Raw genomic sequence first — 16102 nt, forward strand, 5'->3', positions numbered from 1 at the left:
TAAATCCTATAGAACAGATGTGGGCATGGGTTAAACGTAAGCGTAAAGAATGGTTGATCGACTCAGTCGATGAATTATTTCGAGTTTTTTTCGAATCCTGTATGGATAATAAAGTAGTTTGACTATATGTCCACCGAAGCAGTTCGGTTGAAAGTTCTGGCCTGCCAGTTTTAGGTTATTTAATGGAAAATCAATTAAGGTGGGGTTTTTGATTTCACTTACGTCTAGAGAACCACCAGCAATACACCCACTAATAATACCACCACAAATACGAATGTTATTTGTTAAATCGTGATTAATCCCGGCGATAGTTTGTTTTAATACAGCATCGGTAATCTGCACTTTATCCGTTGGAGAAATACTGCCTAAATCCACTTCATCTTCCATAGACATCCACCACCCTTGGTTAGCTCCCACAGCTGCACCTGGCCATAAAATCTTTTGTGATTGCAGCGATAATGATGCAGGGTTATTCAAATATAAGGCGTGAATTAGACCAAGGTTTTGATTTACCGTAATATCTGTTTTTAGACCTGTTAAATACCCTGTAATTTCTTTATCAAGATTTAATAGCCCCCCTAAAAGCTGTGCTTCTAATGGACCATTAAAGTCGATTCGATCAACTGTCCCTGTACCTTTTAACACCACCTCTTTCATACGAGTACCTGAAACAATGGTAGCAGGGATAGTAAAAGGTGCAGTTGATTCCTGCAAAGTAAAACTATAATCATCTGATTTATAATGTAAATCGAGAGGTAAAGTTAAACTACCTAATTTCCCTCTCACAGTACCTTCAATCATTTGACCTGTGGCTGCATAATCCATAATACGAGAAGCTGTATTCGCCACACCGGATGCTGCTTTAGTCTTCATATACCCACTGAAACTGTTAATACCGTTGGGTGTATTGCTATTTTCAGTACCTAAAGTCAAAAGACCCTGAATTTTTTCAGCACTCAAGCGAAAGCCCAGTACTTCACGAGTAGATGCCTGATTTGGATTTTTAATTGCAAATTGAAGAAATGGATTGGTAATCAATGCTGAACTGCCTGCACGATCATTGGATGTATAGTTCGAATTCGTAGGCAGCCCACTTAGAGCAATATGATCAATATCAATATCACAGCCTGTCGCACCATTAATACCTCCACAACCAAGTTGTAGCTTTTTGATATTGGTATTGATCTCCATCTCGGCTTCTAATCCTAATTTATAAAATGAAATATTGGACTGATCATAGTTAGTACCAAGATCATCGGCTTGGTTATAACCTCTCTGTACTTCCATCGAAAGAAGTGCCTGACCTTCCACATCGGACAGCTCTTCATCATTTAAGGTAGTCATTGCAAAACTGTATGGTGTAAACACACACATTCCTACAACCATACTACTCAAAAGTGCTTTTTTCATTTTATCGTCCTTATATTCTTATTAGCGTGGCGTGATACCCATTGTGCTGCGCAAAGTACCGCCAGTAATAGCAATACTTGCCATGTTTTGCATATTGCCATTGGTCGCCATCGCAAAATTGGTTTTAAATGGTGTCGCGATATTATTTTCATAATTGAGTTTGACTTGATTATCCAACGTTACGGTATCAGCACTGACACGAACTTTCCCATTAACACCCAAATGACCTTCCATCCGGTTAAAGTTGATCGAAGAAACGTTTAATGCTCCTGTTGTTAAATCAATATCTTCATTGGAGATACTAAAGTAGCTACCCAGATTAGCTTTATCTGCACTTTCTTCTGATGTGAGTGGCCTAAATTTAAAGTTTGCATCAAATGACAAAAAGTTGGTATCTGATGAACTTGCGGTTGGATCTATCCCAGGAATAATCAGAAGCTCACCATTTCCATCGAGCTTAAAGGCAATATTGGTCAGTACATCATCACGTTTAGAAAAATTATCGTGAGGCACATAGCCTCCGCATTTACTGACTGATGCAGTGCTACAGTTATATTTAGATCCTGGTAATTGCCCCATTGCGAGCTCTGCTTTTGCTGCAATCAGTAATTTATCGGCACGAATATAAATCCCTTCATCTTCATAGCCAATAATCCCTTCAGATTTAATTAAAGCATCGATATTTCTAAAGCCTGCATAATAGTTAACAGCTTCACCCTGTACACCGTCCTGACCATCAATCAATATAATTGAAGTTGTACTTGGCAAACCGGTTTTCTTGTCGACCCCGTATCCTTCAGTAGAGGCCATGATGTTATAAGCAATTGCCTGCTTATTATCTGTTCCATAAGTTGTTCCAGACAATGCGACATTGGCATTTAAATTATAAATAGGAATACCAATCCCCCATGAACCGCCATCCCCACCAAGTTCTGTCAAGGAATTATCTGAAATAAAACGTGCTTTCGCAGCAATTGACTGAAAGTCCATTCCTCGTACTGCAATAAGAGCAAAATCCTCTCCATCTCCTGCTGTACTCAATGTCTGTTTCAGTACATCACTACTATGCCCCAAGGTTTTTCGCATATTTTCATTGATGATAAAATCGAGACTTTTAGCCGTAATAGTATTTATATAAATATCACCAAAATCGATATAGGCATTTTTACCATGTAAATTTCCATCAGCATTCCGTGTTGTCAGGGGTCTAATATTGGAGAATTGGACTGCATAGCTTCCATGGCCAGTATGACCAATTTCAAGCACGGTAGGTGCCATGTTGCTTGGGTGACCACTAGCAGCACCAGTAAAGTCGGCAGATAAGCCCAGATGCAACCCCCCTTCACCCACCAGATCGCTATATCCTGCTGCAGTTTTGTCTTGACGCTGTAAAACACCATTTAACTTGTTACTTACATCAAAAGTACCAATCTGGGTTTGACCGGCATTCATGGATAATCTGGCATTGGTCACCGCACCTGAAGCCCCAAGACGCATAATATTTTTACGTTCGTTATTTGGCGTGTTATAACGCAAGTCAATATTAACGCCAGGATTGGTGGGATTAACCCGGCCAACAGCAATATCAGTGGTATCTTCAACACGTTTCAAATCCACGTAATGGTCTTGATTGCCATTTCGGGTGGTGAGTACAACACCTTCATTGGGGTCAATGTACATATAGCCCTGACCCGCAAAATTAAAGTTAAAGTCATTTAAAATCAGGCTATTTTCACCTAGTTTATGACTAATGGTGGCATTTTTAAGTTGAAAGTCGATACTGGCAATTGCTTCTTTATTAAATAAACCTGCAGTAGTTTGTAATAGAACACTAAGCGGCGTAGAGGTACTAATCCCTAATGCACCCAGACTTTGACTAGATTGTACGCCAGCAGTCCGAATACTATTCGCAGACTGGCTACATGGATTGGTCGTACAGGCTGTCTTTACCAGTTTTAAATCTGCAGTGGCTTGAAATGGTGAAACACTTGCAGCAAGCCGAAGTCCTGCCCCTTGTGAAGTAGCACCTACATCTATTTCAAGTTGACTAATAATTGGCTTATTATCTTTTCCAATAATTTCAACATTATGTAGACCTAAACCCATTTTTGGTACTGGCATCTGGATTGGGATCATACCAATTGACTTGAGCAATGTTGGCTTTAGAAATTTCATGAGTAATCACCATACCATCTTGTCCAGTGACTTCGCTCAATTCCTGCTCTTCAATGGTTTCAAGTGCATAAGCTTGCTGTATAAGACACATGCATACTGTTAGTAACTTCAACTTTATTGTTGTTTTTTTCATTTTTATATCCTTATGCTGTACTTGACGCTGCAATTAACAACGACTTTGTGCCCCACCTGTACAGTTATAACCAAATATTTTCAAATTACCGGACATATGCAGATTTCCATGAATATTCAATCCCATAAAACCTTTTTCAGCCCCCTTATCAAATGAAGGCACATCTTGTGTCGAGGTAGAAAAACCGCCTTCGGTATTATAGGTGCGTGCTGTATAAGTGTCATAAGCACTTGTATTGGCATAACCTTCTAGTGCACCACCCCCTGTACCCGTTTCAATCGACACTGTACTGAAACCCAAATTTCTGATTTTCAAAGGTTTGTCATCATAAAAGCTGACTTTCATCGCTGTTTGCGGTTCATTACGATGATTAATGATGGTTGTTCCATCGATAGAAAACTTGTCAATCTGAATCGTGCCCTGAATACCTTTAAATACTAACCATTTTTTATTCCCATTGGCATCGACATGATTATTTGGGGCTATTGCCAAACGGCAAAACTGTTTTGTTGCACCACATGTTGTCGGATCTAAAACATAAAATACTTCTAGTGGATTATCATTTCCATCAAGTCGAGAAATTGTATCTTTGGTTAAATCTGTGGCGTAAATATGATTTAAGGATAAAGTCCAGTTAAGGTCTGCTCCGCCCTGTCCTACTGTCTCAGTTAACTCTTGCTGATTAAGGACTTCCAATCCGGCTTGACTAAGCATAGAGGTACATATTAATGCGCAGAAGGTCAATAATTTGGACATTTTTATACTCCCTTACAGACCAGTTGTTCTAATTTTTAAATGCTGAATCAGCACGCCATCAATGACTGCAGACCCAAAATTCTTACTTATACCATCAGTACTCTTAAATACGACTCCCGTGGAGTTGGGGCCATCCTTGGCGCGCAGCAAATTTGTTCCTGAGATGCGCTCTGTAGTCCCTATTGAGATGCTGCTGTGAGTCGCATTACGCCCTTGATAAAGTGCGGCAGTATCTGTAGCATTATTTTTAATCGGTGTACCACAACTATAGACATTACAGGTAGAGCCTTTTAATTCAGCTTCTCCTAGCCCGCCTCCATAATTCTGATAAATTTGATTATAAATAGAAGAAATATTAGGAATACGGGTCACTTCTAAAATAATATTATTGTTTTCTGAACCGACCACGAAAGGCTGATACATATTACCGAGCACAAGGTTAATATTTGGACTATATAAATATAAACCTTCAGAATCATGAAATATGGGAGCCACACTCCCGTTCAAGGCCGGGGTTGGGCCATCACCATCAAGTGTATCCGTTTTCGCTGCAGTACTTAAACGAATACCTTTATAATCCAGATTAGTATCTGTTTTACTTAAGTTTTCAGGATTATCATTGGTATTTAAACGAATAATACTCGCCATACCTAAAGTTTGATTATAGTCTTTATTGTCAGATTCTAAGGTTTGGAATAAGCGGACTTGAGAACCATTGAAACTCAGGCCATTGGCAACAAATTGGGTTCTTAATCGGTAATCTATATCAAGTCCTGATATTGGCCCACCTGTTATAGGATCTACAAGATTAGAGGAGTCAAGCGCGCGCGCAAAAATATCGCTCCACAAGCCCAGCTTGATATTATTATCACTTTCGACCCCTGCAATTGGACTTAATGGGGCTTCCAAAGCAATATATCCTACATCTTTCGCAGCGTCCTTAAACTGTTTGACGTTTTCAGTTCCTGCCCGGAATAACCAAGGATTATCTGCAGATCCCCAGCTAAAACTCTGATTACTGTATCGCGTGCTCAGCGAGTCACCACTTTTTGATAATGCCAGGCCATAAATGAAAACATCTGCTTTTGTTCTTAATTTTACTACGCTTGCTTTAGCAGCTTCTTCCTCGGCAATTTTAGTCGCTTCTTTAACAAGCAACTGATATAGCTCTAATCTTTTCTTTTCTGCCTCGGGTGCTGCAAGTGCATCCGCTTCAACTTTCGCCTGCAATTTACCTGCATCTGTTTTCTGAGTAATCTGTGACTGTATATATGCAGCCACCGTTGGGTCTATAACACTGGTTCTTCCACTCGTACCAAATTGCGTGGTCTGAAGGAATGGAGAATTTGGAATCGTTACCCCAGCACGATTACCGTAAAGCAACTCAATCATTTCACGGGTATTTGCCTCTGCATATTCTTTAGATTTATTTGGTCTTAATGGTGTTAGTGAATGTCGAGTTGTCCCATCATTTACAATTTCGTAATTAATACCTGGTGAGGTATTCCCTGCACCATTATAATAATCATCATAACGCTGATCATAATACTGTTGCATCAGTGGTGAATCATAATATGCTTGAACAAGTTGAGAACGAAGTTCAGGTTGTTTCGCTTCTTCGGTTGCTCTGATATCCTTTGTATATCTAGTCTCTAACTCACTGTATTTAGGTGTAAAAATAGAATCATAAGTGGTTTTGTAAATTGTAGCGTAACCTGTTGAAGCTTGAGCTCCCAAATAAGCATTGGTATATGCTAAATCATATGTTTTATTATAAATTCGCTCCCCTAGCTTTTCATAGTTTTCACCAGTTGGAATAATGCGAATAAAACCCGTATCCGCCTGTCCCGGATTTTCAATACCTCTGGCATAACTGGAACCAGCAGAAATATCTTTAGGGCCTTGAAACACCATTTTAAAATCATCAAGTACGAGCGCAACCCCCTCACCCGTGGTGTCAGAAAGAGAAGAATCTGATAATTCCTGCATCGCATGCGCAGAAGGCAACAGGATTAAACCAATTGTCATTGCTAAATAATTTTTGCGAAATTTAAATAGATCTTTTATCTGAGTCATCTCACTCTTTCCTTTTTATCCGATGCTCCGCATCTTTATGTTTCAGCTTCCCAGCCGCTACATTTTGTTTTTTATGATGCATTGCATCTTTTTTATGGTTATTCGGAATCTATTATGCTGACTTTTAATTTAGATGCCAAAGCCAATTAGGCGAAAAATCGCAGTTTCCGATGAATGAAAATTTCAAAAAAATAAACGGGACATAAAGTCCCGTTATTCAATACGTTAAAGCATTAGGTCTTCGGCAAAGTAACGCCGGTCTGCCCCTGATATTTACCACCACGATCTTTATATGAGGTTTCACAAACTTCATCAGATTCAAAAAACAGCATTTGCGCCACACCCTCACCGGCATAAATACGCGCAGGAAGATTAGTGGTATTTGAAAACTCTAAAGTGACGTGTCCTTCCCACTCTGGCTCAAGCGGAGTGACGTTGACAATGATGCCACAACGCGCATAAGTAGATTTGCCCAGGCACACGGTCAAGACATTACGTGGAATGCGGAAATATTCGATGGTACGGGCCAAAGCAAAGGAGTTCGGCGGAATGATACAAACATCCGACTCAATATCAATAAAGCTGCGTTCATCAAAGTTCTTCGGATCTACAATTGCAGAATGCACATTGGTGAATACTTTAAATTCACGTGCACAGCGCACGTCATAACCATAGCTGGATACGCCATACGAAATCAGCTTTTGACCATTTTCATCCAAACGTACCTGGTTTTCTGCATACGGTTCAATCATGCCGTGTTTTTCGCTCATTTCGCGAATCCAACGATCAGACTTAATTGCCATTGATATAATCCAAAAATCTTAAAAACAAGTTATTGCGACGTACTTTAACTGAAATTGACACTAATGAAAATAAGTGAAAGTCTTAGAGCTCAAGTTACCAAAAAATTGCTGATTGGGATCAGCTTATAAACTTAAAAGTGCAGAATAACTTAAAGGAATAGAAAAGCTCATTAACACCAGTGATGCGGTTTTTTGCAGGTTTTTTTGATTGAGCCAGCGACTGTTTTTTCTAGCCAGTATTGAGCCGAGGAAAGTCCAGAAGAATGCAATCGGAATCAGCAAAACCAGGAATACTAACATATGAGTCACATAGTGCTGACTGCTTTTCCAGACAATCACCGGAAAGATCGCTGAAGCAAATAAAAGTGCTTTAGGATTTAACAAGGTTGCCAGAAATAGTTCTCGTGCACGAATCGAGACATTTTCAAAATTTTCACTGAGTTCTGCCGTGCGCCATAATTTCACAGCCAGAAAAAGGATATAGCCGGCACTAAACAGCTTGAGAATGGTCGGCAAAAGCGGAAGATGAACGGAAATTTTTCCGATCAGAATGCCCCAAAAGCTAATGGCAATCAGATAGCCAAAGGCTTCAGCAGGAATTAAACGAAATGTTTTTTTAAATCCGACCTGTATGCCTGAAGATGCCAATAAGGTATTGGTTGGGCCTGGTGTTAAAAGAATGGTTGCCACTAAACCAATAAAAAACCATGAAATCATAGTTTGACCTCGCTCTAATCCGCGTAGCATAGAATAGTTCGGTCAATGCTGCAAAAAAATAATTGTAAGAGAACATATAATCAGAATTCACACTGAATTAAATCAATTTAATTCAATCACTTGAAACCATTTTGGGAACCAATACGCAACAGTCATTTCAGTCAATTTTCTTAATTTAAAGCTGTTTATTTCCGTGAATTATTAATAAAAAAGCCCTAACTTGAATTAGGGCTTAAATATGTGAACTCTCTATTTAATGGGTCAATTAGAAAATTCGGCTCTGATCTTTTTCGGCCTTAGGTAGCTGCGCTGCAATTTTTTCTGCAATCAGCATATAGCTTTCGGCTGCATCATCTCCGGCAATGACTGAAGGTGTGCCAGCATCGGCATTTTCACGAATTTCAGCATCTAAAGGTAAGCGACCCAATAATGGAATATGATATTGCTCAGACAGTTTATCTCCACCGCCTGTGCCAAAAATCTGTTCTTCAAAACCACAATTTGAACAGATATGGGTCGACATATTTTCAATCACGCCCATGATCGGAATTTGCACACGGTTAAACAGTTCAATGCCTTTGGTCGCATCGAGTAGGGCCACGTTTTGTGGTGTGGTGACAATCACTGCCCCGGTTACCGGAATGCGCTGTGCCAACGTCAACTGGATATCCCCTGTACCGGGTGGCATATCAATCATCAGAACATCAAGATCTGGCCATAAGGTCTGGTTAAATAATTGCATCAATGCACCGGTGGCTTTCGGTCCACGCCAAGCCACTGGAGTATTGTGATCACCAGTTAAATGGCCAATCGATAACACTGCCATTCCATAGGCTTCGATAGGGACAAACTGTTCCGCTTCGATCATCGGCGTTTTGCCCGCATTACCGAGCATGGTCGGAATACTCGGACCATAAATATCGGCATCCAGCACACCGACCTTTAAGCCTAATTTTTGCAGAGCCAGTGCCAGATTCACTGTAGTCGTCGATTTACCTACACCGCCCTTGCCGGATGACACCAGAATCACATTTTGAATACGTGGATGTTTTGGTACATCACGTTGCTGAGGTGCAGCTTTTTGAATCGGTGGATTATTGGGATCAGCTTCTTCTTGTTTTGCAGGCTGGGCGGAGGCATCCACCACAGGGGGAAGATTGGGTTTTGCTTCTGCTTTAGGCTGACTGGAACAGCTTTCACCTTTGGCATGCTTATGCCCGCAGCCATCCGATTTATGACTTTTAGGCCCAGTTTTTTGCTGAATCACATGCATATTCAGTTCTTGAATACCACATTTTTGCAAAGCTTGCGCCAGTTCATCATGGATTTGTTGCAGATCTTGTTTTTCTTCAGGATAAGTATTTAAGGTGATTTGTAGGATCTCAGCTTGAACATTGACCTGAGTAATACGCTGTTTGAGCGGATCATTTGAATTTGGCAACAGATAGTTTTGCAATACTTTTTGCACAGCTTCTTCGTTCACCTCCTGCGAAGGTGAAAAGACCGATTTGAGCGAAGAAAGCCACGACATAGGTTACTCCAAAACTATAGATAGATATCCGAATGGCATAGTTTAACGGGGTTTTCGCTTAAGGTTAAGCACTCTGCCGAGAAGATCGAGGAGATATCTGCAATTTCCAACCATTTTACTTGGTTTTGTTGGATTGTAGCGGATAGGCATGCTAAAAGTGAATCAATCAAAGTAAAGCCAACTGGATTCTTTTTGATGTGAAAAGAATTTTTATTGATTTTAGGTGTAGCAAGCCACTTTAACCTTCTTTGATTAAAGTGGCTCTACAATAATCACAGTCTATTTATGATTTTTATTATTTTCAGACTTGTGCTGCTGATCCTTGGCATTTTTATCCTGATCTTCTTTAGATTCACTCTTGTCAGACTGACCTGATTTCGATTCTGAATTTTGAGCTTTAGCATCTTTTTGCTGATCAGAATCATTGCCCTGAGATTGATTTTCTTTCATTTTATTCATGCTATCAGTTGCCATCTGTTTCAGCTCACCCAGCTTGGTAGAGGCTTCACTGACTAACTCAGTAATCTTCTGTTTTGTATCTTCAAACTTATGTACAGCCTCATCTTTTAAATTGGCCATGCTTGCCTGTTGATCGGTCTGAGCTTCTTTAGCATTTTGTTTATCTGACTGATTCGATGATTTATCTTCAGTGCTATGATCAGCTTTTGCCTTTTTTGCGTCATCTGAACCTTGATCATCATTTTTCTGGCCGTTGGACTTGCCATGTTTTAGCTCATTCAGAAGTTTTTCGCCTTTTTGTAATAGCTCCTCACCAATCGCAATGGCCTTCGCTTTTAAATCATCCATCTTAAAGCTTTCAGTTTTGTTATCTGATTGCTCATTTTTTGAATCATCTTTTTGATCAGATGGCTGCTCTTTAGAGTCTTTATCCTTCGATTCCGAGTCAGCGCCTGTATCTTTAGAGTTTTGTTTGCTATCAGAATTTTCATCAGTCTGGTGTGGCTTTGTATCTTGTGTATCATGCGACTGATTGTGCTTCTGGTCATTCTGGTTTTGCTTTTGCTCTTCTTTGGCTTTCTGATTTAATTGTTTCTCATGTTGTTCTTTGTCTTGATTTTGCTTTGAACTATTGCTCTGGTTCTGCTGAGTCATGAGGTACCCTCCTTAGGCATATCATATAAACAATCGGCCATTTTTTAGCACAAAGCGTGGGGGCAAATTGGGCGCAGTAAGCAAACTGCAACAAAGCCTGTACATGTTGTTGCTATTGTTTGCAGTCTGTAGCATGAGCTGCGCCCAATCAGTATTGCAAAGTCAATAATCCAACTCTTTTGGATTCTGGCGATTCAAGTCCATCGATTACTTGGGGTTTCGACAAAGTCTGGCTTGGTAAGCCTGTCAGCACATTTTCTTTGGCTGCCCAATTCAAATGCCGTCATAGCATAATGTCCAAAGCCAAAGAGTCAGTGTTGCCAATTCACATCAGATGTTTATAGGATGCAAATGCATCAGGAGATATTATTTCAAGTCAGACACGCAAGGTGCTCATAAAGCTGACCGCAGAGAACAACCAGATCAACAGAATGAAGCTGCGTGCTTGATTGAAGTTGTCGACATCTGTGCCATGTAGCATGTTATGACGGCTCATGGTCACATTCGAGCTTGAATCCATTTTATAGGCAGCAAGTTCAGCAAAATACGGATTCAGTTCAATCGCAATTTTAGACTTATGCCACAGGCTTTTAATTTCATTGCCTTTTAAACCCGGTACGATTTTATAGACATCGACAAACTTGGTGCCATTTTGCTTGAGGAAACCTGCTTTGATCAGGATATCTGTCAAAATACCTTCGAGCTGCGCATAAACATTTGGAATACAACCGCTGTAAAAGCCAAGTTTGTACATTTTCAAGCTTTCAAGCAGCACCAAACGGCGCTTGGCTTTGATGTCTTCATCAATCTCTAAGGCATCAAAGGCTTTCAGCATTTCAGTTTGGAAATATTCGCTATTGATCATATCGAGTAGCTTAAATTGCTCAATATCTTCAAACTGGTGAATGGCCGGCCAAAAATGCATCAAATTTAAAGCATCATTGGCAAACTTCGCGCCAATCGGTTGATCGAGCTGATCTGCCAGTACTTGGAAATAAGCATCTTGCGCGACTAAACCCGATAAGTTTTTGATTAAAAGTGTATGTTCATCTGCCGAGATGTCTTCAAGATAAGCTTCTGCATCTTTTAAAATCTGACTGCCCAACTGTTTTTGACTCGCTGCATTTTGTTTAATACGCGTGACAGGTTGGTCAAAATCAAAATCATCTTCGTCAATCATGGTTTTCTAGCTCAAAGCTTTTAGATCAATGGCCTATTATCACTGTTATTGGCAACGCAATATAGGGAAATCTACATTTCCAAGACATTCTGTAAATACAAAGACCTTTCGACACGAATTCGCGGTGAAATGGAATTGATTCGCTTAAAGGATTGCTTTGTATTCGGACCTGCATCAGGTAAAATCATCCACCTTGCATAATATACGAATGAGAGAGTCATATCCGTGCGTAATATCTTAGTCACTAACGCCCTTCCATACGCCAATGGCCCGATTCATATGGGTCACCTACTCGGTTATATCCAAGCTGATATTTGGGTACGTGCGATGCGTGCAATGGGTCATGATGTGACTTATGTCTGCGCGGACGATGCTCACGGCACAGCCATCATGTTACGTGCTGAAGCCAACGGAATTTCACCGGAAGCACAAATTGCCAACGTGCAAAAAGAACATATCCGTGATTTTGACGGTTTTGCGGTGCACTTCGATCATTATGATTCTACCCATAGCGATACCAACCGTGCACGTGCATCTGAAATCTATCTCAAAAACCGTGATGCCGGCAATATCGCGGTTCGTCCTGTCACCCAGCTTTTCGATCCTGAAAAAGGCATGTTCCTCTCCGACCGTTTCATTAAAGGCACCTGCCCGAAATGTAAAGTAGAAGATCAATATGGCGATTCATGTGAAGTTTGCGGTGCAACTTATAATGCAACCGAATTATTGAACCCACATTCGACTTTAAGCGGTGCAACACCTGTCGAAAAATCATCTGACCATTACTTCTTTAAGTTGCCGAATTTTGGTGAATACCTACAAAAATGGACACGTGATGAAGGCCGCTTACCGGTCTCGATTGCCAACAAATTAGATGAATGGTTTGAAAATGGCCTGAACGATTGGGATATCTCGCGTGATGCGCCATATTTCGGTTTTGAAATTCCAGACGCACCCAACAAATACTTTTACGTGTGGGTCGATGCGCCAATTGGCTACATGTCGAGTTTTGAAAACTATATCAAAACCAAACGTCCTGATTTAAGCTTTGATGACTACTGGAAAAAAGATTCTAAAAATGAGGTGTATCACTTCATTGGTAAAGACATTGTGTATTTCCATGCGCTGTTCTGGCCGGCAATGCTAGAAGGTGCTAACTACCGTACGCCATCAGGGTTATTTGTAAACGGTTTCTTGACTGTAAATGGTCAGAAAATGTCGAAATCTCGTGGCACATTTATTAAAGCAGAAACCTATTTAGAACATTTAAACCCTGAATATTTACGCTACTACTTCGCGTCGAAACTTTCGGATAAAGTTGAAGATTCTGACTTGAATCTGGATGATTTTGTGCAGAAAGTAAATTCTGACTTGGTTGGTAAAGTGGTCAACATTGCCAGCCGTTGTGCGAAGTTCATCAATACTAAATTTGACAATAAATTATCTGCAACTTGTGCAGAGCCTGAATTGGTTCAAAGCTTTATTGATGCGGGTGATTCAATCGCAGCGCAATATGAGTCACGTGAGTTCTCTGCTGCGATTCGTGAAATCATGGCACTTGCAGATAAAGCCAATCAATACATCGATGAGAAAAAGCCTTGGGCGCTGGCGAAGCAGGAAGGCCAGGAACAACAAGTACATGACGTATGTTCTGTCGGTATTAACCTGTTCCGTCAATTGGCTGTTTATTTGGCTCCGGTGTTGCCAACACTGGCGCAACAAGTTCAAGATTTCTTGCAATTAGAATCTTTCAACTTCGCTTCTCGTGAAACGATTCTGCTGGGTCATGAAATTGCATTGTTCCAACCATTGATGCAACGTGTAGATCCAAAAGCGGTTGCCGCCATGGTCGATGCATCTAAAGATTCTTTAGCTGCTCCTGCTGTTGAACCAGCTAAAGCTGAAAAGAAAAAAGAAAAGAAGGTCGAGAAGAAAGCTGAACCTAAAGTCGGTGAAGCTGAAATTATTGGCATCGAAGACTTTATGAAAGTTGACCTACGTGTGGCTGAAGTTCTTGAAGCAGCTATAGTTGAAGGTTCTGACAAGTTGCTTCAGTTGACTTTGAATGTTGGTGAAGCTGAACCACGTAATGTGTTTAGCGGTATTCGTGAGTTCTATCAACCTGAAGACCTTAAAGGCAAATTGGTGGTGATGGTGGCAAACCTTGCGCCACGCAAGATGCGTTTTGGTATTTCAAACGGAATGGTTTTAGCTGCGGGTAATGGCGATGGTGTTTGGGTGATTTCACCTGAATCGGGTGCTAAACCGGGTGATAAAGTTTCTTAAGTTTAGGTTTTAAGAAAAGAAAAGCCTCTACGTATGTAGGGGCTTTTTTATATCATCAGTTAAATTTAATTTCTTGATTTTTAATATTTTCAATATAAAATCAATGCGCTTTTTTATTCTTTTATAATTATTCGGGGTAAGCATGAAAAAATTATTAGTTTCAGTTCTAGCGATATCTACAATTGCATTTACAGGTTGTTCGGTACGTATGGCTGACATGACAGTTGCATCTACTAAAAATTACAACCTAAACTCAAACCAGTTTGTGAAAGGTGAACGTGTTAAAGGTGAAGATAAAGTTCCTGTGATTTTATTCCCACTTGGTATTCCTAACTTCAAAACAGCAGTAGATCGCGCAATTGAAAAAGATCGTTGTGCTGTTGCACTTTCTGATGTAGTAATTACTCAGCTTAATCAAGCATTTATTGTTGGCCAGATTGGCTATCGTGTAGAAGGTACTCAAGTGATTGACCGTTCTCAGCCTGAATGTGCTAAATAAGTTTTAAATATAAAAAAGCCTCTATTTCTAGAGGCTTTTTTATTGCTGGGTCACTTAGCCTTGCAACACAAATTCCCAAATCACATAGCCCAGTCCAAAGCCCAGTAGTGAATATAAGGTAATAATAAAAAATACAAAGCTGGCATTGTTTTTTCTTTTCCAAAAACTCATCGCGACACCCAAAGCTTGTTCGTAATACCCCATGTTAACGAGCTTTTCATAAAAAGTGAAATATATCTAAGCATTTTATTTATAATAATATTTTAATGAAAAACAAGTTCTTAAATTTCAAAAAATCAATATACAGATTCAGACTGAATTTTTAGTACAGATGCCAAATCGTCCTTCCTATTTTAAAAAATGGTAAATATATTCATATTCTTTTTTGCTGGCATCCGTGCTAATACATAGAATTGACTTTAATTACATAAGAATAGCCATGCAATACCTCACCGCTTCTCTCGTCATGTCATTGCTTGCTCTAGGCTCAATGGCGGGTATCTCTCAAACACATGCACAAACCGTTTCTAGCACCCAACAACAAAAACAGGTTCCCGGTTATTATCAACATAACTTCGGGGATTATCAGATTACTGCCCTGCTGGATGGTAGCAATTATCTGTCCAAAGCCTTATTTAAAGATATTCCAGCAGCCCAAGCCGATCAGATCTTGAAAAAATACTACGTCGATCAGGCCAAAGGCATCCAGACCTCCGTGAATGCCTTTCTGGTCAATACAGCCAAGAAACTGGTTCTGGTCGATAGCGGAACTTCAAGCTGTAATGGTCCACACCTAGGTTCAGTGTATTCCAATTTACAGGCTTCAGGGCATAAACCTGAACAGGTGAATGCCATCCTGCTCACGCATTTACATCCTGATCATGTTTGTGGCATCAGTAATAACGGCGTTGCCAATTTTCCTAATGCCAACATTTATGTGTCTCAAGCTGAACTGGATTTCTGGATGAATCCCAAAACGGTAGAAAAATTACCAAAAGCCAAGCAGGCAGGTTTTTTGGGCACAGTCGATAAAATCAAGAAAGCCATTGCACCCTATCAGGCCAAGAATCAGCTCAAAACCTTTAAAACTGGCGATAAAATCCATGCTTTCGATGTTATCAGTTCGGCTGGACATACACCGGGGCATTTTGGTTTTAGCTTAAAATCACAAGGTCAGCAGATGGTGTTTATTGGAGATATTGTGCACTCGCATACGCTTCAGTTTGATCGCCCACAGACCGGCGTTGACTTTGATGTCAATCCGAAAAAGGCAATTGAAACCCGTTTAAAATATTTTGCTGAATACGCGAAGAATGGTCAGACAGTGGCAGCACCACATTTACCATTTCCGGGAATTGGGCATGTCTATTCTAAAGATGCTAAAAGCTATCAATGGATTCCCTTGCATTTTAAAGATTAATTT

Annotated in this window: 12 protein-coding genes and 1 pseudogene; 3 read left to right on the forward strand and 10 right to left on the reverse strand. The window is 40.2% G+C overall.

Going from position 1 to position 16102, the window contains the following annotated elements:
- Positions 1-30: 30 nt before the first annotated feature.
- The 9 genes and pseudogenes from FTU82_RS07390 to FTU82_RS07430 all read right to left on the reverse strand — a co-directional run bounded on the left by FTU82_RS07390 (position 31) and on the right by FTU82_RS07430 (position 11894).
- Positions 31-1410, reverse strand: coding sequence for a hypothetical protein (locus FTU82_RS07390; protein WP_257221935.1), 1380 nt, complete (start codon positions 1408-1410; stop codon positions 31-33).
- Between the two features lie 21 nt (positions 1411-1431).
- Positions 1432-3718, reverse strand: a pseudogene (locus FTU82_RS07395) (DUF6160 family protein).
- 33 nt (positions 3719-3751) lie between these two features.
- Complete coding sequence (locus FTU82_RS07400) at positions 3752-4474, reverse strand: hypothetical protein (protein WP_005169679.1); 723 nt, start codon at positions 4472-4474, stop codon at positions 3752-3754.
- 12 nt (positions 4475-4486) lie between these two features.
- Positions 4487-6550: a hypothetical protein gene (locus FTU82_RS07405; protein ID WP_180101187.1), complete on the reverse strand. Its 2064-nt coding sequence runs from the start codon at positions 6548-6550 to the stop codon at positions 4487-4489.
- A 233-nt stretch (positions 6551-6783) separates the two neighbouring features.
- Positions 6784-7353, reverse strand: coding sequence for a dCTP deaminase (dcd, locus tag FTU82_RS07410; RefSeq protein ID WP_004280726.1), 570 nt, complete (start codon positions 7351-7353; stop codon positions 6784-6786).
- Positions 7354-7476: 123 nt separating this feature from the next.
- The gene (locus tag FTU82_RS07415) at positions 7477-8070 is read right to left on the reverse strand and encodes a LysE family translocator (RefSeq protein ID WP_100329137.1); all 594 of its coding nucleotides are present in this window, start codon (positions 8068-8070) and stop codon (positions 7477-7479) included.
- Positions 8071-8335: 265 nt separating this feature from the next.
- On the reverse strand, positions 8336-9601 hold the full coding sequence (gene apbC / locus FTU82_RS07420) for an iron-sulfur cluster carrier protein ApbC (protein ID WP_074383443.1): 1266 nt from the start codon (positions 9599-9601) through the stop codon (positions 8336-8338).
- A 279-nt stretch (positions 9602-9880) separates the two neighbouring features.
- Positions 9881-10714, reverse strand: a complete 834-nt coding sequence (locus FTU82_RS07425) for a hypothetical protein (RefSeq protein ID WP_180101188.1) — start codon at positions 10712-10714, stop codon at positions 9881-9883.
- A 376-nt stretch (positions 10715-11090) separates the two neighbouring features.
- A complete protein-coding gene (locus tag FTU82_RS07430) occupies positions 11091-11894 on the reverse strand; it encodes a hypothetical protein (RefSeq protein ID WP_074383445.1) in 804 nt (267 codons plus the stop codon).
- A gap of 225 nt (positions 11895-12119) precedes the next feature.
- On the opposite strand from FTU82_RS07430, the gene metG reads away from it, so the two are divergent.
- Both metG and FTU82_RS07440 read left to right on the forward strand, forming a co-directional pair.
- A complete protein-coding gene (metG, locus tag FTU82_RS07435) occupies positions 12120-14180 on the forward strand; it encodes a methionine--tRNA ligase (protein WP_180101189.1) in 2061 nt (686 codons plus the stop codon).
- A 142-nt stretch (positions 14181-14322) separates the two neighbouring features.
- Positions 14323-14679 (forward strand): hypothetical protein, encoded by a 357-nt coding sequence (locus tag FTU82_RS07440; protein ID WP_180101190.1) that lies wholly within the window; start codon positions 14323-14325, stop codon positions 14677-14679.
- Between the two features lie 54 nt (positions 14680-14733).
- Here the strand turns inward: FTU82_RS07440 and FTU82_RS07445 are convergent, their stop codons facing one another.
- Positions 14734-14850: a hypothetical protein gene (locus tag FTU82_RS07445; RefSeq protein WP_086044934.1), complete on the reverse strand. Its 117-nt coding sequence runs from the start codon at positions 14848-14850 to the stop codon at positions 14734-14736.
- Positions 14851-15118: 268 nt separating this feature from the next.
- Here FTU82_RS07445 and FTU82_RS07450 point away from each other — a divergent pair, with 268 nt between their 5' ends.
- Positions 15119-16099: an MBL fold metallo-hydrolase gene (locus FTU82_RS07450; RefSeq protein ID WP_180101191.1), complete on the forward strand. Its 981-nt coding sequence runs from the start codon at positions 15119-15121 to the stop codon at positions 16097-16099.
- The last annotated feature ends 3 nt before the right edge of the window (positions 16100-16102 follow it).

It is taken from the genome of Acinetobacter sp. YH12151, from assembly GCF_013418355.1.
In the GTDB taxonomy this organism is placed as follows: domain Bacteria; phylum Pseudomonadota; class Gammaproteobacteria; order Pseudomonadales; family Moraxellaceae; genus Acinetobacter; species Acinetobacter pseudolwoffii.